Raw genomic sequence first — 21,606 nt, 5'->3', positions numbered from 1 at the left:
CTCTGCCCATCCGCAACAGTGTGTCGTCGTCGACGGATAAAGACTTCTCGACGACAGCCAGGGTGTTTAACGGTGCTGCAAGCGAGTGGTCACGCCATTAACGCTATGCAGGAGTTGCATCATGGAAACACTTATCAGCTTGCTGGTTCAGATCATCAGCGGTGCCGTCGGCGGTAATCTGGCGGGGATGACCAAGCAGAGCCTGGGCACCGGGCTCAATACCTTCCTCGGCGGTGTCGGCGGCCTGGTGCTGGGCCAGCTCGTCTCGGCGCTGACGGGCACATCCGGCGGCGAAGCGATGGATGTGGCGACGGTCGGCAGCAACATCGTTGGCGGTGGCGTCGGCGGCCTGGTGCTGACGTGGGTCGTCGGTTTCATCAAGAGCAAGATGGCCGCCAAGTAGGGGCGCATCCCCCGGTCACCGCCCCTGTGCGGCGGTGACCTTCACACCTTGCGATCGTTGTGCCCCAGGTCGCGCTGCGGGTCGATCTGGTCGCGCACGCGCTGCTTGAGCACCTTGGCCTCCGGAAAGCCGCCGTCAGCCTTACGCTCCCAGATCTGCACACCGTCGCAGGTGATGCGAAAAGCGCCGCCGGTAGCCGGTTCCAGCGCCACTTTGCCCAGGTCGTCGGCAAAGGTACTCAACAGTTCCTGGGCCAACCATGCGGCGCGCAGCAGCCACTGGCACTGGGTGCAATAGGTGATGACGATCTCGGGTTTATTCGGCGACATAATTTGACAGGTTCCTGGCGTAACGGGCTGGGAGGGTCGGGTGGCTATAATACCGGCCTTTATCGTCCAGCCCCGAGATTCATGATGCGCCGCCTGTTGTCCTGCCTGTTGCTGTGCCTGCTGCCCCTTCTTGCCGAGGCGGTTGAAACTCCACGCCCGAAAATCGGCCTGGTGCTGTCCGGCGGCGCCGCGCGCGGGCTGGCCCACATCGGCGTGCTCAAGGCCCTGGAGGAACAAGGGATTCATATCGATGCAATTGCCGGTACCAGCATGGGCGCGGTGATCGGCGGGTTGTACGCGTCGGGCTACAAGATCGATGAACTGGAAAAGCTCGCACTGGGTATCGATTGGCAGCAGGCACTCTCCGATGCGCCACCCCGGGAGGACGTACCGTTTCGCCGCAAGCAGGATGACCGGGACTTCCTGGTCAAGCAGAAACTCAGTTTCCGCGACGATGGCAGCCTCGGCCTGCCGCTGGGCGTCATCCAGGGCCAGAACCTCGCGCTGCTGCTGGAAAGCATGTTTGCCCACAGCAGCAACACGCGAAATTTCGACAAGCTGCCGATCCCCTTTCGCGCCGTCGCAACCGATATCACCACTGGCGAAAAAGTAGTGTTCAGCAAAGGCCACCTGCCCCAGGTGATCCGCGCCAGCATGTCGATCCCGGCCGTGTTCGCGCCAGTGGAACTCGACGGCCGGCTGCTGGTGGACGGCGGCATGACCGATAACATCCCGCTGGACGTGGCGCGGGAGATGGGCGTCGACATCGCCATCGTGGTGGACATCGGCACGCCGCTGCGCTCGCGCAAGCAACTGGCCACGGTGGTGGACGTGCTCAACCAGTCCATCACCCTGATGACCCGGCGCAACTCCGAAGAACAACTCAAGGCCCTGCACCCCAAGGATGTGCTGATCCAGCCGCCTCTGGCCGCCTACGGCGTCACCGACTTCGGCCGCGCCAAGGACATGATCGACGCCGGCTACCGCGCCACCCGCGCCCTCGATGTGCGCCTGGCCCACCTGCGTCCCGCCGAGCCGATCGACCCGGAACTGGTGGCCGCGCGCGCGCCGGGTGAACGGACTCCGATCATCACTGCGATCAGCGTGGAGAACGACTCGAAAGTCAGCGAAGACGTGATCCGCTACTACATCCGCCAAACCCTCGGCGAGCCGCTGAACCTGAGCCGCCTGCAAGTGGACATGGGCACCTTGTATGGCCTGGATTACTTTGAACAGGTGCAATACCGCGTGGTGAAAAAAGGCCACGACAACACCCTGGTGATCAGCGCACGCGGCAAACGCAGCGGCACCGACTACCTGCGCCTGGGCCTGAACCTGTCGGACGACATGCGTGGCGACAGCGCCTTCAACCTCGGCGCCAGCTACCGCATGAATGGCATCAACCGCCTCGGCGCGGAATGGCTGACGCGGGTGCAGATCGGCGATCGGCAAGAGCTGTACAGCGAGTTCTACCAACCGATGGACACCGGCTCGCGCTATTTCGTCGCCCCTTACCTCAAGGCCCAGGCGCAGAATGTCGAACTGATTCTGGACAACGACCCCATCTCCGAATACCGCCTGGAACGCTACGGTTTCGGCCTGAACGTCGGGCGCCAGATCGGCAACAGTGGCGAGCTGCGTTTCGGCGTCGGCGAAGCCTGGGGCAAGGCGGATGTACGCATCGGCGACCGCGACCTGCCAAGCGTGAGCTTCAGCGAAGGCTTCTACGAACTGAAGTACTCCTTCGACTCCCTGGACAACGTGTACTTCCCCCACACCGGCGAAGACATCGGCCTGGCTTGGCGCGAGTTCGAACCGGGGCTGGGGTCCGATCAACGCTACCGGCAATGGGAATTCAAGCTGGACAAGGCCATGAGCCACGGCCCGGACACACTCGTACTGGGCGGCCGCTACGGACGCACCATGGACAATACGGACGTGGTGATATCCAGCTTCCTACTGGGCGGCGCACGGCAGCTGTCGGGCTTCCGTCAGGACGCGATCTCGGGGCAGAACGTCAGCTTGATGCGCGCCGTGTACTACCGCCGCCTGACGCCGCGCTCATACTTGCCGCTGGATTTCCCGCTGTACCTGGGCGCGTCGCTGGAACGCGGACGGGCGTGGAACAACGACAATGAGTTCGACAGCGGTTATATCAACGCCGCGAGTATTTTCCTGGGCTTCGACACACCGTTGGGGCCGCTGAATTTCAGCTACGGGTTCAACGACGACAATCAGCAGGCGGTGTACCTGAACCTCGGCCAGACCTTCTGAAACGCTGACCGTAAAAACCAAGATGGGAGCTGGCTGGCTTGTGATGGCGGTATTTCAGTCGCCAGATCAATTGACTGAATGTCCGTTATCGCAGGCAAGCCAACTCCCACCTATTCGATCTCTGTTGCGCCTGACGTCAGGACTTTTCCAGATTCGCCAGAATGTGCCCGTGCACGCGCATGCACACCCGCAGGTCCTCTTCATTCACGCCCACGAACAACTCATGGCGCAATGCAGTGGCGATGGTTTCAATCTGCTCGATCAACGGTCGGGCGCTGTCACACAGCAGGATGCGCTTGGCGCGCCGGTCTTCCACCACCGCCTGGCGCTGCACCAGCCCTTGGCTTTCCAGGCTGTCGAGCAAGCGTGCCAGTGTCGGCCCTTCGACGCCGACACTTTGTGCCAGCTCACGCTGCGTCGGTGCTTCTTCGAAACGCGCCAAGTGCAGCAGCACCAGCCAGCGTGCCTGAGACAAGCCCAGCCCCGCCAAACGGCGGTCCAGTTCGGCGCGCCAACCTCGGGACATTTGCGCCAACTGCATGCCAAAACGGTGTTGATCGGTTAACGGCATAAAAAACTCATGGTTTAGACTGAAAACAAAGTATGACTAATTATTAGTCAGCTAAGCATGAGCCATGTCAGTAGGCAAGCGCTCGTCTGTACTGATTCGTTTCATCGTCGCAATTGGCACACTAAATTTCGAACTCAGACTGCAACGCGGCACGCACACAGTACAAAACACCCTCGGGAACCCGACCCGTGAACAGCGGTGCAATCTCCGCAACTGGTGGCAGTTCGCCTTCACCGTCCAGGAAGGCATCCTGGATTTCACCGAGCAAATCTTCTGGCAAATCAAGGGCCTGCTCTAACGACAACTGTTGCTTACCGATGGATTCGGCCAGCAGCGTGTAGACGTTTTTTTCCGAGCATTGCAACTGGCCAGCGATCTGGATCGGGGTCATGCCGGCCCGCGCCAGGCTGATCAATTCGTGGCGAATATCGGCAATTTCCTTCGGCGCTTCGGCCTGGCCGCCGAGCACTTCGAGGAAGGCCTGGCCATAACGTTCCAGCTTGCGCGCGCCCACGCCACTGACCCGGCCCATTTCGGCCAGGGTGGTCGGCTGCTCGCGCAACATCTCCAGCAAGGTCGAGTCGGGGAAAATAACGTAAGGCGGCACGCTGTGTTCCTGCGCCAGTTTGCGCCGCAGGGCGCGCAAGGCTTCCCACTGTTCACGCTCCTCGAAGCGCACCAGTTGGCTGGCCTGGCTGGTACTGCTCTTGGCGGTGGTCTGCGGCTTGAGGTCGCGGCGCAGTTCCAGGCTCACTTCCCCCTTGAGCAACGGCCGGCAACTGTCGTTCAGGCGCAGGCCGCCGTAGCCTTCGATGTCGATGTCCACCAGGCCGCGCGCGACCATCTGGCGGAACAGCGATCGCCATTCGCCTTCGGCACGGGCCTTGCCGACGCCGTAGACCGAGAGTTTCTCATGGCCGAAGCTGCGCACCTTCTCGTTGTCCTTGCCCAGCAACACATCCACCAGATGGCCGACGCCATAACGCTGGCCGGTGCGGTAGATGGCGGACAAACCCTGGCGCGCCGGTTCAGTGGCATCCCAGGTTTGCACGCCGTCGACACAGTTGTCGCAATGGCCGCAGGGTTCGGGCATGTCTTCGTCGAAATACGCCAGCAAGGTCTGGCGGCGGCAACGCGTCTCTTCGCAGAGTGACAGCATGGCGTCGAGCTTGTGCTGTTCCAGGCGTTTGTGGCGCTCGTCACCTTCGGAGTTCTGCAGCATTTGCTTGAGCATCACCACGTCTTGCAGGCCGTAGACCATCCACGCATCGGCCGGCAGGCCATCACGCCCGGCGCGCCCGGTTTCCTGGTAATACGCCTCGAGGGATTTGGGCAGATCCATATGGGCCACGAAGCGCACGTTGGACTTGTCGATGCCCATGCCGAACGCGATGGTTGCCACCATGATCAGGCCTTCCTCGTTGAGGAAGCGCTTCTGATGATAGGCACGCAAGTCGTTGGGCAAGCCTGCATGGTAGGGCAACGCCGGATAACCCTGCTCGCACAGGAAGGCGGCCACTTCGTCGACCTTCTTGCGCGACAGGCAATAGACGATGCCCGCATCGCTGCGCCGCTCGGACAGGAACGCCAGCAACTGCTTGCGCGGCTGTTCCTTGGGCACGATGCGATAGAAAATATTCGGCCGGTCAAAGCTCGACAGGAAGCGCTCGGCGTTCTGCAAATGCAGGCGCTCGACGATTTCTTCGCGAGTGCGCTTGTCGGCGGTGGCGGTCAGGGCGATACGCGGGACGTCGGGGAACAGTTCCGCCAATTGCCCCAACTGCAAATATTCGCGACGGAAATCATGCCCCCATTGCGATACGCAGTGCGCTTCATCGATGGCGAACAGGGCGATTTCCAGGCTCTGCAAGAAGGCCAGCATGCGCGGCTGCACCAAGCGCTCGGGGGCCAGGTAAAGCATTTTCACTTCGCCGCGCTTGATACGCGCGGCCAGGTCGCGCTGCTGTTCGGCGCTGAGCGTGGAGTTCAATGCGGCAGCAGCAACGCCGAGTTCCTCAAGGGTCGCCACCTGATCGTCCATCAGCGCGATCAACGGCGACACCACCACGGCAAGGCCGTTACGTAGCAACGCCGGAACCTGGAAACACAACGACTTGCCACCGCCGGTCGGCATCAGGACGAGGGCATCACCGCCATTGGCCACGCGCTCAATGATCGCACCCTGGCGGCCACGAAAACTGTCGTAGCCGAAGATGTCCTTGAGGACGCGTTGAGCCTGCTCGAGCATGTAAAACTCCAAATATCGCCGAAATCCCTCCATACAGGCTGGCCGAAAAAGCGCGTATCTACGGAAAATAATCCGTAAGCGAAGTTTTCTCGGGTTGGCGCTGGCCTGCAGGGGGCATCACAAAACGCGGCAGTATACCCGAGCGTCGGCCGGCAAAGGGCGCGGCTGACGAACAGCGGCCGCTATCTAAAACCGGCCAAATATGCAGTGTGGCTGGCCTGGGCGCTCAAGAAAGCCTAGAATTCAGCATCGTTTATTCCCAAGGTAGTCCTTCAATGTCCTTCGCTGAGCAACTAACCCGCCTGCAAGCCTTCCTCGACGCCGATGAGCTGCATGACGAGGCGCTGGACTACGTGGCCGCCCACGGCTACCTGACCGCCCTGTCGATTTCTTCCGACATCGTGCCGGACCGTGAGTGGATCGACGCCTTGTTCGCCGAAGAGCCTCATTACGCTGACGCCGCCCAGCGCGAAGAGATCGAAGCCACCCTGCTCGCCCTCAAGGCCCACATCGGTCGCCAACTGGCCTCCGACGAGGAATTCGAGCTGCCGTGCGACCTCGACCTGGGCGAAGAGCCGGACGACTCCGACCTGCGCGGCTGGTGCATCGGCTTCATGGAAGGCGTGTTCCTGCGCGAAGCCGCCTGGTTCGAAACCGCCGAAGAAGAAGTCAGCGAAATGCTGCTGCCGATCATGGTCGGTTCGGGCCTGTTCGACGACCAGCCGGAGTTCTCCGACATCGCCGCCGACGCCAATCTGATGGACGACATGATCGTACAGATCCCGGAAGCCCTGACTGCCCTGTACCTGCTGTGCAACGCCCCCGACGAAAAACCGGCGCTCCTCAAGCCACGTCACCACTGAGTCGCACGCCCGTGATCGCCATGGGCAAGCGCTCGCCGCTCCTGCGTTACGCACTGCTGGCTATCGGCTGGCTGAGCGTAACGCTGGGCGTGATCGGCATCTTCCTGCCGGTATTGCCCACCACCCCCTTCCTGCTTCTTGCCGCCGCTTGCTTCGCGCGCAGCTCCCCGCGTTTCTACGCCTGGCTGGTGGAACACCCGCGCCTGGGCCCATGGATTCGTGACTACCTGGACGGCAATGGCATCCCGCTCAAGGGTAAGGTCTACGCCATCGGCCTGATGTGGCTGAGTATCGGTTTTTCCTGCTACCTGGTGCCTCTGCCGTGGGCCCGCGGCTTCATGCTGACCAGCGCGGTACTGGTGACGATCTACATCCTGCGCCAGAAAACCCTGCCGCCGCGCTGAGCCTCTTTAACACCGTGCCCTGCGACATTAGTGCTCACAAGACCTTGGTCGACACTGACTAATCCCCAGGCATCATGCGAGACTGTCCAACCGGGCCCGAAATGCCTGGGCGTGTTTCTGTCCGGAGTTACCATGACGCTGTCCAGCGGGCTGATCGCCGCCGTTGCCTTGGCCTATATGGCCATTATGTTTTCCATCGCCTTTTACGGTGACCGCCGCCATGCGCCGTTGCCGCCGCGCATGCGTGCCTGGGTGTACAGCCTGTCGCTGGCCGTTTATTGCACCAGTTGGACCTTCTTCGGCGCCGTAGGCCAGGCGGCCGAACAACTGTGGGCGTTTATACCTATCTACCTGGGACCGGTGCTGTTACTGGTATTCGCCCCCTGGGTCCTGCAAAAGATGATTCTGATCAGCAAGCAGGAAAACATCACTTCCATCGCTGACTTTATCGCCGCACGCTACGGCAAATCCCAGTCGTTGGCGGTGGTGGTCGCGCTGATCTGCATGGTCGGCGTGTTGCCTTACATCGCCCTGCAACTGAAGGGCATCGTACTCGGGGTGAACCTGCTGATCGGTGCCGGCGCGGATGCCACCGGCACCCGCGCCCAGGACACGGCGCTGATCGTATCGCTGGTGCTGGCGCTGTTCACCATTGTCTTCGGTACGCGCAACCTCGATGCCACCGAACACCACCGCGGCATGGTGCTGGCGATTGCCTTCGAGTCGCTGGTCAAGCTGTTCGCGTTTCTCGCAGTCGGCGTGTTTGTGACCTACGGCCTCTACGACGGTTTCGACGACTTGTTCAGCCAGGCGATGTTGGCACCACGCCTGGAGGAATACTGGAACGAAACCGTCAACTGGCCAACGATGGTGGTACAGACCGGCGTCGCGATGATGGCGATCATCTGCCTGCCCCGGCAGTTTCACGTCACCGTCGTGGAAAACATCGACCCCCAGGATTTGCGCCTGGCCAAATGGGTTTTCCCTGCGTACTTGATCCTCGCCGCGCTGTTTGTCGTACCGATCGCCCTCGGCGGCAAAATGCTCTTGCCCGGCTCGGTGCTACCCGATTCCTACGTGATCAGCCTGCCCTTGGCTGAGGCCCATCCGATCCTCGCCCTGCTGGCGTTCATTGGCGGCGCGTCAGCCGCCACCGGCATGGTGATTGTGGCGAGCATCGCGTTGTCGACCATGGTGTCCAACGACATGCTGCTGCCTTGGCTGTTGCGCCGCTCCAGCGCAGAACGGCCGTTTGAAGTGTTCCGCCACTGGATGCTCTCGGTACGCCGCGTCAGCATTGTGCTCATCCTGCTGCTGGCGTATGTCAGCTACCGATTGCTCGGCTCCAGCGCGAGCCTGGCGACGATCGGCCAGATTGCCTTCGCCGCGGTGACCCAACTGGCACCTGCCATGCTCGGCGCGCTGTATTGGAAACAGGCGAATCGACGCGGCGTGTTTGCCGGCTTGGCGGCAGGCACGTTCCTGTGGTTCTACACCTTGGTCCTACCGGTTACCGCGAAAAGCCTGGGCTGGTCGCTCAGCCTTTTCCCCGGCCTGACCTGGTTGCATTCCCACCCGCTCGGCTTGCCCCTCACGTCGCTGACCCTGGGCACCGTGTTCTCCCTGGCGGGCAACTTCACACTGTTCGTCTGGGTCTCGATGCTTTCGCGTACCCGGGTGTCCGAACACTGGCAGGCCGGGCGCTTCATCGGCCAGGAAACCAGCCAGCGCGCCAGCACTCGCTCCATGTTGTCGGTCCAGATCAGCGACCTGCTGAGCCTGGCCGCGCGCTTTGTCGGCGAAGAACGCGCGCAGCAGAGTTTTATCCGCTTCGCCTATCGCCAGGGCAAGGGCTTCAACCCCAACCAGAATGCCGATAACGATTGGATCGCGCATACCGAACGCCTGCTGGCGGGTGTACTCGGCGCCTCCTCGACTCGCGCAGTCGTAAAGGCCGCGATTGAAGGTCGGGACATGCTGCTGGAGGACGTAGTACGGATCGCCGACGAAGCCTCCGAAGTGCTGCAATTCAATCGGGCCCTGCTACAAGGCGCCATCGAAAACATCACCCAGGGCATCAGCGTGGTGGACCAGTCTCTCAAGCTGGTGGCGTGGAACCGCCGTTACCTGGAGCTGTTCAACTACCCCGAGGGATTGATCAGCGTCGGCCGGCCGATTGCCGACATCATTCGCTATAACGCCGAGCGCGGCTTGTGCGGACCGGGTGAGGCCGAAGTGCATGTGGCGCGACGCCTGCACTGGATGCGCCAAGGCCGCGCGCACACCTCCGAACGCCTGTTCCCGAATGGGCGGGTGATTGAACTGATCGGCAACCCGATGCCCGGCGGTGGTTTCGTCATGAGCTTCACCGACATCACCGCGTTCCGCGAGGCCGAACACGCACTGACCGAGGCGAACGAGGGCTTGGAACGACGGGTCACCGAGCGGACACACGAGCTGTCGCAGCTAAACATGGCGCTCACCGATGCCAAGGGCGTGGCCGAGTCCGCGAACCAATCGAAGACGCGCTTTCTCGCAGCGGTCAGCCATGACCTGATGCAACCGCTGAACGCTGCACGCCTGTTCTCCGCCGCCCTCTCCCACCAGAACGACGGCCTGTCGAGCGAAGCCCGGCAACTGGTGCAACACCTCGACAGCTCGCTACGTTCCGCCGAAGACCTGATCAGCGACCTGCTGGACATCTCGCGCCTGGAAAACGGCAAGATCAATCCGCAACGCCAGCCGTTCGTGCTCAACGAACTGTTCGACACCCTCGGCGCCGAATTCAAGGCGCTCGCCCAGGAACAAGGCCTGCGCTTCCGCTTGCGCGGCAGTCATTTGCGCGTGGACAGTGACATCAAGTTGCTGCGCCGGATTTTGCAGAACTTTCTGACGAATGCTTTCCGCTATGCCGACGGTCCAGTGCTGCTGGGTGTACGCCGACACCAGGGCGAGTTGAGCCTGGAAGTCTGGGATCGCGGCCCCGGCATTCCGCAGGATAAACAGAAGGTGATTTTCGAGGAGTTCAAACGCCTGGACAGCCACCAGACCCGCGCCGAAAAGGGCCTCGGCCTGGGCCTGGCGATTGCCGATGGCCTGTGTCGCGTATTGGACCATCGCCTGAGCGTGCGCTCATGGCCGGGCAAGGGCAGCGTATTCAGCGTGCGCGTGCCGCTGGCTCGCAACCAGACCAGCACACCGATCAAGACCGCGCAGGAAACCGGTCTGCCCCTGAGCGGCGCGCGGGTGCTGTGTGTGGATAACGAAGAAAGCATCCTGATAGGCATGCGCAGCCTGCTGACGCGCTGGGGCTGCGAAGTATGGACCGCCACCGACCAGGCACAATGCGCGGCGCTGCTGGCCGATGGCGTGCGCCCACAACTGGCGCTGGTGGATTACCACCTGGACCACGGCGAAACCGGCACGGAGTTGATGGGCTGGCTGCGCACACAGTTGGCGGAGCCGATTCCCGGCGTGGTCATCAGCGCCGACGGTCGTCCGGAGATGGTGGCGCAAGTGCATGCGGCGGGGCTGGATTATCTGGCCAAACCGGTGAAGCCGGCGGCGTTGCGCGCCTTGCTCAGCCGGCATCTGCCCCTTTGATCAGCCACCTATTCGGGCAGGTGCGCCACCCCGTCGGAGTCGGTCATTGCCCGCTCCAACAGGTCGGCGGGCAAGCTTTTGCTGGCGCGGGCGCCGAGCAACCTTAACTGTTCGGTGCGGCTGACCAGATTACCGCGACCATCTGTCAGCTTATTCCGCGCTGCGCTGTAAGCCTTATCCAATTGCTGCAGACGGTTACCCACTTCATCCAGGTCCTGGATAAACAGCACGAACTTGTCGTACAGCCAGCCGGCGCGCTCCGCGATTTCCCGGGCGTTCTGGCTCTGGCGTTCCTGCTTCCACAGGCTGTCGATGACCCGCAGGGTGGCGAGCAAGGTGGTGGGGCTGACGATGACGATATGACGGTCGAAGGCTTCCTGGAACAGGTTGGGCTCAGCCTGCAAGGCCGCCGAAAAAGCGGCTTCAATCGGCACGAACAGCAACACGAAATCCAGGCTGTGCAAGCCCTCCAGGCGTTTGTAGTCCTTACCGGCCAAACCTTTGACGTGATTGCGCAGGGACAGCACATGCTGTTTGAGCGCCGCCTGGCCGATCACCTCGTCGTCCGCCGCCACGTACTGCTGATAGGCCGTCAGGCTGACCTTGGAGTCCACCACCACCTGCTTGTCACCGGGCAACATGATCAGCACGTCCGGCTGGAAGCGCTCACCGTCCGGACCTTTCAGGCTGACCTGGGTCTGGTACTCGCGGCCCTTCTCCAGGCCGGCGTGTTCCAGCACACGCTCAAGGATCAGTTCACCCCAGTTGCCCTGGGTCTTCTGGCCTTTCAGCGCACGGGTCAAATTCGTGGCTTCGTCCGACAGACGCAGGTTCAGTTGCTGCAGGCGTTCAAGCTCCTTGCCCAGGGAAAAGCGTTCACGGGCTTCATTCTGATAGCTTTCTTCGACACGCTTTTCGAAGGACTGGATGCGTTCTTTCAAGGGATCGAGCAACTGTCCGAGGCGCTCCTGACTGGTTTCGGCGAAGCGCTGTTCGCGCTCGTCGAAAATCTTCCCGGCCAGTTCGGCGAACTGCGCCCGCAATTCGTCCCGCGAGCCCTGCAGGTCGGCGAGGCGTTGCTGATGGCTGTCCTGTTGCTCGCGCAGCTCCGCACGCAAGGCCGCCGACAACGCGTCAAGGCGACGCAGTTCGGCTTCCTTGGCGCTGCGGTCGAGGTTCCAGGCGTGGGCGGCGTCGCGGGCATTGTCGCGATCGATCTGCAGCAATTCGACTTCGCGGCGCACGGCGGCCAGGTCTGCCTGCTTGGCGGCGTTGGCCTGGCTGAGGTCGCTGATTTCGTCACGGCTGGCGTCCAGTTGGGCCGCCAATCCTTCCTGGGCCAGTTGCGCGGTGGTCAGGCGCTCTTCAAGCAATTCCCAGCCGGCCATGCGCGCGGCCAGACGGCGCTGAAGCTGCCAGCACACGGCCAATAACGGCACTGCCGCGCCAGCAAGTCCCAGGGCAATACTGGTCCAGTCAAAAGCCATAGCCATGTCTGCCATCACCGAAAAAGAGCAAGGTTAACCAAGCAAGGGGGTTGAGGACAGCTCAGTCTTCGACCTGGCCCAATTCACGCTGGGCGCGGCGGTCACCGGCACGGGCAGCCAGGCGCAGCAGGTCGTGGCCGATGCGGCGGTCGCGGGCATTGTCGCATTCGCGGCACATCAATTGGCCGAGTCGGCTTTGCGCTGCGACCACGCCATCACGGGCCGGCTGTTTGAGCAAGCGCCCGGCAAAATGTTTGATGTTGGTGCTGTGACCAAGACGTGGGCTGTCGAGCAACCACAAGGCCACCTTCAAGGAGAAACGTTTGGGTGGGGTAACAACCGGAGGGGTGTCGGTAACAGAAGATGATACTGAGCGAAACTTCATAAAGCACTGCGGGACAGAACGGAAGGCGCGCCACTCTACTCTTTTTTTCGTACAGGTAAAGCCGAAAAAACCCTGCACGCCCGTGCTAGAGCAAGCGCTCGGGACAATCCACAGAAGCTGTGGATAACTCAGTGGACAACCCACCTTTAACTCGCGCAAAGCCCCATGGAATGGGGGCCGCAGTCAAACTGACGATTTTTTCACCAATAAAAAAAAGCGATATTTTTCATTGACTTAAATTTTCATTACAGGCAAATGGGGCCCGATGGAAACACTTGACAGAACGGTGACACATACCGTGAACAATGTGTACAAGTCCCTTTTCTCCGGTTATATCGCCAAAGGTTTTTGATCCGACATGGCTTGAACATGTTACCGGCACGACCAGGCAGGGACTTTTCAAATTCAATGCGGGTCGCCACACTGCCGCACCTACAACGCAACCATGTACGGGTCGATGAAAGGAATTCTGTTATTCACCGTGTTGCTGCTGGCCATTTGCGCGACCTCCCTGGGAATCAACGCCGCTCTGCCTTCGCCGGACGGCGCATTGTTTGCGATCGCGATCCTGCTCTCCGCCGCGTTCACCGCCGCCAGCCTGTGCATCGAGTTGGGCGAGGGCCGGATCAATGACATGGGCGACGTCATGAAAATGATCGAGACCGGCCAGTCCCTGCGCCTGACCCTGGCCGCGTATGCGCTGGGCTGCTCGCTGGCGGCAGCCGTCACGGTGCTGGTGTATCACGGGGTGCTGGAGGGCTGACTGAAGTTTTTTTACCGATACGCTTCCATTCCCCACTTCGATCCGTTACTATCCGCGGCGTTAGTACCAAGCTGAAAGTCAATTCTGGTCGAACAACTCCCCTGAACAACACGGGATCGACCACCTTGATGGTTTCCAGGTATCACTTGCGACGACACAGCCTTTGAACAAGCAAAGGGTGTCGCGAAGTCTCAATACTCTGACCGAACCAACCTGCCAATTGATCAGGATCTTCACCCCGGGCCCAGAACCTTAGCCCCTGTTGTGTTGCCTGCCCTCCTAAGTACCTACCTGCCAGCCTAAGCGCGCCTAAACTATTAGCGCTTCAAACTGGCTGCTTTGTTCCAGTCGGGTTCTTCGTTCGATCAATAGTGATCGACGTCACTGGAACGTTTTAACGTTGCGCGGTTCTTAACCGTGTCATTTGTAGGAACACCCATAATATGTCCACTCAAATCCATACTCAGGACGCCATTCGCGCCCTCACCAACGCTTTTGCACCAATGAACTGCCTGATCATGGCCGCTCGCAAAGGCTGCTTCAGCTTCACCCTGGTCAACGAACACGGCATCGCTCGTCACAGCGAACGCCTGTACCCCGATCAATACTCCAGCGCAGAGCCGCTGCAGGCCGTGATCGAGCGTACCCGTCAGGCACTGATTGCCTGATCGACCGAAGTTGCTGAAACCCAAAAACCCTGTTTAACAAGCAGGGTTTTTTATTGCCCGGCATTCAGGTTTTGAATATTTGCACTCAGCACGAATAGATATAAACGTTATAACTGAATAAAGAAGATGTTTTTAAAACAGTCCTTTACACCACGAATATGACACTACACTTCAACTCAAGCGGCATGATCCGCTTCCGACGGGCCTGAGATCCGATCCACCGCTGCCAAGCCCCCACCCGCTCAGGCTTAGTCGACCACTTTCACGGACAGAGGCGAGTATGGGTATCGCTGCCAGCGAATTGTGTCGTTATGTGATCAGGCCGACGCTTGTTTACCTCGGGCGCCACGACCAGACCGCTGAATCCCTGCTGCTGGGTATTGCCGCCAGCCAGTCGGAACTTGGCTCCGCCTTGCACGACCGTCGCGGCCACGGCCTCTACAGCATCTCCGACCAGCGTCACCGCGCCCTATGGGACACCTACCTGGCGCTGGACCCCGAACGCGCCAGCCTGGTACGCGGCCTGGCCAGCCAGCACGCCTTCCTTGGCGCGCCCCAGCTTGAGCTGACCGTCAACCTGCGTTATGCCACCGCCATCGCCTGGTTACTGGTGGAACAACAGCGCCCCGCCTTGCCCGAACCGGGTGACATATTGGCCATGGCGCGTATCTGGAAAGAAATATTTCACCCTCAAGGCCGTCTTCGCGATTTCACCCACGCCTGGAAAACCTGTGTTTCATCCATGAATCAGGTGACCTGCTGATCGGGCAATTTACAAAATCCGGCAAAATGCGGCGATTTTGGTAGGATTGTCCTACAAAACGGCTCTATCTCCTGTGTTACAGCCTATAGCGCGATATGTAATTTGTTGATACTTTCCGCTGCGGTGATCACACGGAGTTCTAATAATGAAAAAAGTAATGCTCAAGACCACACTTAGCCTCGCCGTTGCCATGGCCTCTTCCTACGTCTTCGCAAGTGGCTTTGCCCTTAACGAACAAGACGTCGCCGGGATGGGTACGGGCTTCGCAGGACGCTCTTCTACTGCCGAAAACGCAAGCACTGTCTACGGTAACCCAGCCGGTATGGCTCGCCTGGAAGGCCAACAAATTACCGGCGGTTTCGCGGTGATCGATGCCTCCACCGATATCAAAGATGCCGGCGGCCGTTCCAGCGGGACTAACAAAGGCGACATGGTGCCTTTCACTGGCGTGCCTTTCGGCTTCTACACCAACAAACTCAACGATCAATGGTCTATCGGCTTCGGTGTTTATGCACCGTTCGGCCTGAAAACCGACTACGAAAGTGGTTTCCAGGGTCGCGGGTTTGGCAACAAGAGCGAAGTATCGGTCATCACCTTCCAACCGACTGTCAGCTACGCGTTCAATGATCGCGTTTCCATCGGTTTTGGTCCGACCATCAACCGTATCGACGGCACCCTGGAATCGCGGCCGAGCCTGGCTGGCCTGGGGATGCCAGGCGACAACAAAGTCAAAGTCAAAGGCGACGACACCGCCCTGGGCTTTAACGCCGGTATCCTGGTTCAAGCCACCGATACCACTCGCGTCGGCCTGACCTACCACTCGGCAGTGAAGTACAAACTCGAAGGCCACACCGACGTCACCAAAGCGTCCACGGTTCCATCAGGAGTGCTGGCCAATAACCGCTACGACGCCTCATTGAAAGTCGACACGCCTGAATCCTGGGACCTGTCGGTGACTCAAGACCTCAACGACGCCTGGAAACTGTATGCGGGTGCAACCTGGACTCGTTGGAGTCGCTTGAAAGACATCACCATCAAAAACGAAGGTGTGACAGCGGCTAACGGAGGCGCACTGGCACCTGCGCTTGTCGGCACTATCACTGAACCGCAGAACTGGCACGACACCTGGGCTTACGCCTTGGGTACCTCGTATCAGCTCACCAAGCAGGTGGTACTGCGTACCGGCCTGTCCTTCGACCAGTCGCCAACCAACAACACTGATCGTTCGCCGCGCATTCCTACCGGTGACCGGACCATCTTCAGTGTTGGTATGGGTTACGCAGTGATGGATAACATGACCGTTGACCTGGCTTACTCCTACCTCAAGGAAGAGTCGGTCAAAGTCAACAAATCCAACGCGCTGGGTTCCTACAGCTCCAAATACGAAAACAGCGCCAACGGTTTCGGCCTGGGTGTGACTTACAAGTTCTGACCTGCTCGCGCATAAAAAGCCCCGCTCTCCGGCAAAGGAGGCGGGGCTTTTCAATGGGTAACGATCAGGGTTTCGACGCCAACGCTGCCTCTACCGCCTTGAGCAAGTCCGGGCTGTCCGGCTTGGTCAGGCTGGAAAAATTGGCGATCACCTTGCCCTGGCGATCCACCACGTACTTGTAGAAATTCCACTTTGGCGCGCTGCTCTGCTGCGCCAGCACCTTGAACAGATGCACTGCGTCCGGCCCCTTGACCGCCTGCGGCTCGGTCATGGTGAAGGTGACGCCATAATTCACGTAGCAGACCTTGGCGGTTTCCTCGCCGGTCTTGGCTTCCTGCTTGAAGTCATCGGACGGCACACCAATCACTTCCAGCCCCTGGTCCTTATAGCGCTGGTACAGAGCCTCAAGGCCTTTGAATTGCGGCGCAAAGCCGCAGAAGCTGGCGGTATTGACGATCACCAAAGGCTTGCCGGCAAAGCGTTGGCACAGGTCGATGGATTCCTTGGCGCGCAACTTGGGCAACTGCCCCTCCAGCAACGGCGGGCAACCGGCGGCCATCGCCGCACCGCTAAAAGCAGCCATCAGGACGGGTACTGCAAGCCAGCGCATCTGCATGTCGTGTGTCCTTCAAAATAGTCAGACCACGAACTTAACAGATCGACATACCCAGTTGCATCAACGCCAGCCCACCGCGCTGCCAGCCCCACCATGCCAGAAGCAGCAGCAGCGTTGCCGCCGCTGCCCCAACGAACCAATACCCATTGGAACTCATGCCGCCTCCATCTGCGTCTGCAACCGCGCCACCGGCCGCTCGCGCACCGGCCAGTTCAGGGCGGCGGCGAGCAGGCTCAAGAGAATCGCCACTTGCCAGATCAAATCGTAGTTGCCGGTTCGATCATAGACCACCCCGCCCAACCAGCCACCGAGGAACGAACCGAGTTGGTGGAACAGGAACACGATCCCACCGAGCATCGAGAGGTTTCGCACACCAAACAGCGTGGCGACCGTGCCGTTGGTCAGCGGCACCGTGGACAGCCACAGGAAGCCCATCGCCATACCGAACAGGTAGGCCGTGACTTCAGTCACCGGCGCCCACAGGAACAGCACGATCACCACCGCGCGCAACAGATACAAAGCGGTCAGCAGGCGCGGCTTGGACATGCGCCCGCCGAGCCAGCCGGCGGTGTAGGTGCCGGCGATATTAAACAGGCCAATCAAGGCCAATACGGTGGTGCCGGTAGTCGCCGGCAAATGCTGATCGACCAGGTAGGCCGGCAGATGCACGCCGATAAACACCACTTGGAAACCGCAGACGAAAAAACCGAACGCCAGCAACCAGAACCCGGAGTGAGAACAGGCTTCCTTCAGTGCTTCACGCAAGGTTTGCTGGCCGGCCATGACGGGCAGCGGCCGATCCTTGAGCATGCTCACCAGCGGCAGAATCAGCGCCACCATCAAGCCCAACGCCAGCAGCGCCGCCGACCAGCCCAGCCAACTGATCAAACCCAGGGTGCCCGGCACCATGGCGAACTGGCCGAAAGAACCGGCGGCGCTGGCAATGCCCATGGCGATGCTGCGCTTTTCCGGCGGTACCGCACGGCCGACCACACCCAGGATCACCGAGAATGAAGTGCCGGACAGGCCGATACCAATCAACAAACCGGCGCTCAACGACAGTGACCAGGCCGAGTCGGACATGCCCATCAATACCAGGCCGACGGCGTACAACACCCCGCCAACCAGCACGGCCTTGCTCGCCCCAAAACGGTCGGCCAGGGCGCCGGTGAACGGCTGCGCCAGGCCCCAGATCAGGTTCTGCAGGGCGATAGCGAAGGCAAACGTCTCACGGCCCCAGCCGAACTCGGCGCTCATCGGTGCCAGGAACAGACCGAAGCCATGCCGCACACCCAGCGACAACGCCAGGATCAGCGCACTCCCCACAAGAATCCAGCCACTGGTGCGCCACATCGAGGTCATTTCTTATTCTCCATTTACGGGTATATACCCGCTTGTAGTCGGACAAACCCTCGCTCAGGCAAGTTCATCCAGCAAGGCCAACAGGGTTTCGCGTTTTTCCGCGCCCAACCGATCAATCAATTTCTGCTGCGCCGCTTCCCACGCTGGCAACGCTGCGGCCAGTCGTTCTGCACCGGCTTCGGTCAACAGCACCAGGCGGTTGCGCAGATCGTCGCCTTCGACCAACCGCACCAGGCCTTCGCCTTCCAGCACGCGCAGGTTGCGCCCCAAGGTACTGCGATCCAGGCCCATGGCGTCGGCCAGGCTGGAAATGCTCGGTTGATCGAGACGCTGCAAATTGCACAGCAGAGAATACTGGGCAACGTTGATCCCGAAGCCGTCGAGAGCGCCGTCGTAATGCCTGCTGACGCCACGGGCGGCACGTCGCAGGTTGGTGCATAAACATTGGGAGGCAAGCATGGAACGTGTATATACCCGCGATTAAGGAAATGCAAGCAAGTGTTACAGCGCCAATCCGACCACAACCGCCACTTCCAGCAGCTCCAGCAGGGCGCCAGCGGTGTCCCCGGTGGTGCCGCCGAGACGCCTGACCATCAGCTGACGCAAGCCGATAAAACACAGCGCCGCGAGCAGCACCGCGATCCCACCGCTGAAACCACCGATCAGCAGGCAGGCCAGGCCGCTGAGGATCAGCACCTGCTGGCCGACAATCCTTGGTAAGTGGTCCGACAATGCCTGGCCCAATCCTCCGGCACGCACATAGCGCGTGGTGAGAAACAGCGCGAGCATCGACGCACGCCCGATCAGCGGCGCGAGGATCAGTGCCGCGCCGTTGTGCTGCTCGATCAGCGCCACCAGGGCGGTGAACTTGAGCAGCAATACCAGGCCGAGGGTGACCACGGCGATCGGCCCGCTGCGCGGGTCCTTCATGATGGTCAGGGTGCGTTCGCGATCGCCAAACCCACCGAGCCAGGCGTCCGCGCTGTCCGCCAGCCCGTCCAGGTGCAAGCCGCCGCTGAGCAACACCCAGGCCGTCAGTAACAACGCGGCATGCAGCAACAACGGCGCGCCCGCCAACGCGAGGTTCAGGCCCCACAACAGCAGGCCGAACAACAGGCCCACCAGCGGATAAAACAGCAGTGAGCGCCCCAGTTCCTGCGGTTGCGGCATGCCCGGCAGACGAATCGGCAGGCTGCTCAGGAACTGCAGGGCGATCCAGAACGGCAGCATGTTCAGCGTCCTTCCTTCAACGCGCCGTCAGCCGCAACCTGCAGGCTGAACAGTGCGCCATGGGCGACTTCGACATTCAGCAACTGCGCTCGGGGCAAACCGCGCGCCCGGGCCAGCAGCAGACGCATCACGCCACCGTGGCTGATCAACAACACACGCTGTCCGGCATAAGCCTGATGCAAGCGTGAGACCGCGCCGAGAACCCGATCGGAAAAGTCGCTGACACGTTCACCGTCAGGTGGCGTGAAGCTATAGGGGTCGGCCCAGAACGCGCCCAGCCCGTCGGCGTCGGTCTCCATCAACGCCGCCGCGCTCTGCCCTTCCCAGGCGCCGAAGTGCAATTCCTGCAGGGCCTTTTCCAGGCTCACCGGCACCTTGAGTGTTGCGCCCAGTTCTTGCGCGAACCGCGCACACCGTTGCAGCGGCGAACTGATCAATCGGTCCCATGGGCCCTGCCCGGCCGCCGCAGCGCGCATCTGCGCCCAGCCGTTTGCGGTGAGCGCATCGTCGAGGCTGCCGCGCAGGCCACCGCCCAATTCGGTTTCGCCGTGGCGCAACAGGTCCAGGTGCAAGGTCATGCCGGGCGGTCCGCCACGGCGGCTTCGGCGAATGTCGCCATCTGCCCGTGCAGCGCGCAGGCCAGACGCAGCAGCGGCACCGCCAACGCCGCGCCGCTGCCTTCGCCGAGCCGCAGGCCGAGTTCGAGCAACGGTTGCGCGTCGAGGCAGTGCAGCACGTGGCGATGGCCAGGCTCGGCGCCGCGATGGCCGAACACCAGCCACTCCCGGCACGCCGGGTTCAGCCGCGTGGCGACCAACGCCGCGACGCTGCAGATAAAGCCGTCCACCAGCACCACGATGCCGTCCTGGGCGCAGGCCAGATAGGCACCGACCAACGCCGCGATCTCCAACCCGCCGAGGTTGAACAGGGTGTGCAGCGCATCACCGCGTTGCGCGGCATGCACCGCCAGTGCGCGTTCGATGACGGTGACTTTATGGCTGACACCCCGGGCATCCAGGCCGGTGCCCGGCCCGGTCAAATCGCTCACCGGGCAATCGAGCAAGGCACACGCCAACGCGCTGGCGGCGGTGGTGTTGCCGATCCCCATCTCGCCGCCGATAAACAGCTGCGCGCCGCTCGCCAACGCACGGCGCGCGCTGTCGCGACCGGCCTGCAGCGCCAGCCGCCCTTGCGCCTCGGTCATCGCCGGGCCGTTGACGAAGTTGGCGGTGCCCGCTGCGATATTCAAGTGACGCACGCCGGGCAGGTTCAGCGACGGCGTCACCGTGCCGAGGTCGATCACTTCCAACTGCGCCGCCAGTTGCTGCGCCAATACGCTGATGGCCGCACCGCCGGCGACAAAGTTATGCAGCATCTGCCCGGTGACTGCCTGGGGATACGCCGACACGCCTTCGGCCACCACGCCGTGGTCGCCGGCAAAGATGGCGATCCACACCTGCTCCATCGCCGGTTTGACCCGGCCTTGCAGGCCGGCCAACTGCACCGCCAACGCTTCCAGGCGGCCGAGGGAGCCGGCCGGCTTGGTCAATTGCTGTTGGCGCGCCAAGGCGTGTTGATACGCCGAAGCGTCGCTGGCCTTGCACGGGTTGAGCCACCAGGTTTCCGTCATAACGCAGTACCTTTCAAAGTCAGGGGCAGGCCGGCAACGGTCAGGACAACGCGCTGACACCGTTCGGCCAAGGCTTGATGCAGCCAACCGGCTTCATCCACATAGCGGCGAGTCAATTCGCCCAGCGGCACGACACCCAAACCGGTCTCGTTGCTGACAAACAGGATTTCACCTGGCAATGAGGCCAGGCTTTCGAGCAATTGGTCACGCTCAAAAACCAGGCGCTCGGGGTTATCGAGCAGCAGCAGATTGGTCAGCCAGAGCGTGAGGCAATCCACCAGCAGGCAGCGCTCGGGCGCGGCGTTTTCGCGCAGCACCCGTGCCAGTTCGATCGGTTCTTCGATCAGGCCCCAGTGATCCGGGCGGCGCTGGCGATGCAGGGCGACACGCTGGTTCATCTCACCGTCCAGCGGTTGGCTGGTGGCGATATAAATGACGGGCAACGCGCTGTCGCTGGCGAGTTTTTCCGCCAGGCGGCTCTTGCCGGAACGGGCGCCGCCGAGAATCAGTTGGAGCATGGGATGGCACCTCGGTATTCGAGCCGGGCTCGGTCAACGGTGGGAGCTGGCGTGCCA

At 61.3% G+C, this 21,606-nt stretch carries 22 protein-coding genes; 9 read left to right on the top strand and 13 right to left on the bottom strand.

Going from position 1 to position 21,606, the window contains the following annotated elements:
• Positions 1-121 precede the first annotated feature (121 nt).
• Positions 122-403, top strand: a complete 282-nt coding sequence (locus NR164_RS10730; protein ID WP_046488286.1) for a hypothetical protein — start codon at positions 122-124, stop codon at positions 401-403.
• A gap of 41 nt (positions 404-444) precedes the next feature.
• On the opposite strand, the gene NR164_RS10725 is transcribed toward NR164_RS10730, so the two are convergent.
• Positions 445-732 (bottom strand): SelT/SelW/SelH family protein, encoded by a 288-nt coding sequence (locus NR164_RS10725; protein ID WP_046382498.1) that lies wholly within the window; start codon positions 730-732, stop codon positions 445-447.
• An 84-nt stretch (positions 733-816) separates the two neighbouring features.
• On the opposite strand from NR164_RS10725, the gene NR164_RS10720 reads away from it, so the two are divergent.
• Positions 817-3,006, top strand: a complete 2,190-nt coding sequence (locus tag NR164_RS10720) for a patatin-like phospholipase family protein (RefSeq protein ID WP_017845350.1) — start codon at positions 817-819, stop codon at positions 3,004-3,006.
• Positions 3,007-3,142: 136 nt separating this feature from the next.
• On the opposite strand, the gene NR164_RS10715 is transcribed toward NR164_RS10720, so the two are convergent.
• A complete protein-coding gene (locus NR164_RS10715; RefSeq protein WP_017845349.1) occupies positions 3,143-3,577 on the bottom strand; it encodes a MarR family transcriptional regulator in 435 nt (144 codons plus the stop codon).
• Positions 3,578-3,698: 121 nt separating this feature from the next.
• Positions 3,699-5,825, bottom strand: coding sequence for a DNA helicase RecQ (gene recQ, locus NR164_RS10710; protein ID WP_017845348.1), 2,127 nt, complete (start codon positions 5,823-5,825; stop codon positions 3,699-3,701).
• A gap of 275 nt (positions 5,826-6,100) precedes the next feature.
• Here recQ and NR164_RS10705 point away from each other — a divergent pair, with 275 nt between their 5' ends.
• The 3 genes from NR164_RS10705 to NR164_RS10695 all read left to right on the top strand — a co-directional run bounded on the left by NR164_RS10705 (position 6,101) and on the right by NR164_RS10695 (position 10,695).
• Positions 6,101-6,688, top strand: coding sequence for a YecA family protein (locus NR164_RS10705; protein WP_017845347.1), 588 nt, complete (start codon positions 6,101-6,103; stop codon positions 6,686-6,688).
• A 20-nt stretch (positions 6,689-6,708) separates the two neighbouring features.
• Positions 6,709-7,092 (top strand): YbaN family protein, encoded by a 384-nt coding sequence (locus NR164_RS10700; RefSeq protein WP_079445037.1) that lies wholly within the window; start codon positions 6,709-6,711, stop codon positions 7,090-7,092.
• A gap of 132 nt (positions 7,093-7,224) precedes the next feature.
• The gene (locus NR164_RS10695; RefSeq protein ID WP_256822735.1) at positions 7,225-10,695 is read left to right on the top strand and encodes a PAS domain-containing hybrid sensor histidine kinase/response regulator; all 3,471 of its coding nucleotides are present in this window, start codon (positions 7,225-7,227) and stop codon (positions 10,693-10,695) included.
• An 8-nt stretch (positions 10,696-10,703) separates the two neighbouring features.
• Here the strand turns inward: NR164_RS10695 and rmuC are convergent, their stop codons facing one another.
• Together rmuC and NR164_RS10685 are read right to left on the bottom strand one after the other, a co-directional pair.
• A complete protein-coding gene (rmuC, locus tag NR164_RS10690) occupies positions 10,704-12,068 on the bottom strand; it encodes a DNA recombination protein RmuC (RefSeq protein WP_164887036.1) in 1,365 nt (454 codons plus the stop codon).
• A gap of 175 nt (positions 12,069-12,243) precedes the next feature.
• Positions 12,244-12,567 carry a hypothetical protein gene (locus NR164_RS10685; protein WP_057003854.1) on the bottom strand — a complete coding sequence of 108 codons (324 nt, stop codon included), beginning with the start codon at positions 12,565-12,567 and terminating at the stop codon, positions 12,244-12,246.
• Positions 12,568-13,024: 457 nt separating this feature from the next.
• Between NR164_RS10685 and NR164_RS10680 the strand changes: the two genes are divergently transcribed.
• The 4 genes from NR164_RS10680 to NR164_RS10665 all read left to right on the top strand — a co-directional run bounded on the left by NR164_RS10680 (position 13,025) and on the right by NR164_RS10665 (position 16,193).
• Positions 13,025-13,330: a hypothetical protein gene (locus tag NR164_RS10680; RefSeq protein WP_057003853.1), complete on the top strand. Its 306-nt coding sequence runs from the start codon at positions 13,025-13,027 to the stop codon at positions 13,328-13,330.
• Between the two features lie 443 nt (positions 13,331-13,773).
• Positions 13,774-13,998: a hypothetical protein gene (locus tag NR164_RS10675; protein ID WP_017845341.1), complete on the top strand. Its 225-nt coding sequence runs from the start codon at positions 13,774-13,776 to the stop codon at positions 13,996-13,998.
• Between the two features lie 280 nt (positions 13,999-14,278).
• Positions 14,279-14,761, top strand: a complete 483-nt coding sequence (locus NR164_RS10670) for a hypothetical protein (protein ID WP_046382493.1) — start codon at positions 14,279-14,281, stop codon at positions 14,759-14,761.
• A 145-nt stretch (positions 14,762-14,906) separates the two neighbouring features.
• Positions 14,907-16,193 (top strand): OmpP1/FadL family transporter, encoded by a 1,287-nt coding sequence (locus tag NR164_RS10665; protein ID WP_177032976.1) that lies wholly within the window; start codon positions 14,907-14,909, stop codon positions 16,191-16,193.
• A 64-nt stretch (positions 16,194-16,257) separates the two neighbouring features.
• Here NR164_RS10665 and NR164_RS10660 read toward each other — a convergent pair whose 3' ends face one another.
• The 8 genes from NR164_RS10660 to cobU form a co-directional block, all read right to left on the bottom strand.
• On the bottom strand, positions 16,258-16,809 hold the full coding sequence (locus NR164_RS10660; protein ID WP_046488295.1) for a glutathione peroxidase: 552 nt from the start codon (positions 16,807-16,809) through the stop codon (positions 16,258-16,260).
• A gap of 34 nt (positions 16,810-16,843) precedes the next feature.
• Positions 16,844-16,966 (bottom strand): hypothetical protein, encoded by a 123-nt coding sequence (locus NR164_RS10655; protein ID WP_017845337.1) that lies wholly within the window; start codon positions 16,964-16,966, stop codon positions 16,844-16,846.
• Entirely contained in the window at positions 16,963-18,162 is a 1,200-nt protein-coding gene (locus NR164_RS10650; protein WP_162231515.1) for an MFS transporter, read from the bottom strand. The genes NR164_RS10655 and NR164_RS10650 overlap by 4 nt, the downstream gene beginning before the upstream one ends.
• Positions 18,163-18,225: 63 nt before the next feature.
• On the bottom strand, positions 18,226-18,630 hold the full coding sequence (locus NR164_RS10645; protein WP_017845335.1) for a MarR family winged helix-turn-helix transcriptional regulator: 405 nt from the start codon (positions 18,628-18,630) through the stop codon (positions 18,226-18,228).
• 42 nt (positions 18,631-18,672) lie between these two features.
• Complete coding sequence (locus NR164_RS10640) at positions 18,673-19,401, bottom strand: adenosylcobinamide-GDP ribazoletransferase (protein ID WP_017845334.1); 729 nt, start codon at positions 19,399-19,401, stop codon at positions 18,673-18,675.
• A gap of 2 nt (positions 19,402-19,403) precedes the next feature.
• Positions 19,404-19,979, bottom strand: a complete 576-nt coding sequence (cobC, locus tag NR164_RS10635; protein WP_256822734.1) for an alpha-ribazole phosphatase family protein — start codon at positions 19,977-19,979, stop codon at positions 19,404-19,406.
• Entirely contained in the window at positions 19,976-21,031 is a 1,056-nt protein-coding gene (gene cobT / locus NR164_RS10630; RefSeq protein WP_046382490.1) for a nicotinate-nucleotide--dimethylbenzimidazole phosphoribosyltransferase, read from the bottom strand. The genes cobC and cobT overlap by 4 nt, the downstream gene beginning before the upstream one ends.
• A complete protein-coding gene (gene cobU / locus NR164_RS10625; protein WP_256822733.1) occupies positions 21,028-21,549 on the bottom strand; it encodes a bifunctional adenosylcobinamide kinase/adenosylcobinamide-phosphate guanylyltransferase in 522 nt (173 codons plus the stop codon). The genes cobT and cobU overlap by 4 nt, the downstream gene beginning before the upstream one ends.
• Positions 21,550-21,606 lie beyond the last annotated feature (57 nt).

Origin of the sequence: Pseudomonas sp. Pse79, assembly GCF_024519615.1 — a bacterium.
Lineage (GTDB): Bacteria > Pseudomonadota > Gammaproteobacteria > Pseudomonadales > Pseudomonadaceae > Aquipseudomonas > Aquipseudomonas veronii.
The sequence above is the reverse complement of the archived record's forward strand: the minus strand, read 5'-3'. Positions and strand labels throughout refer to the sequence as shown.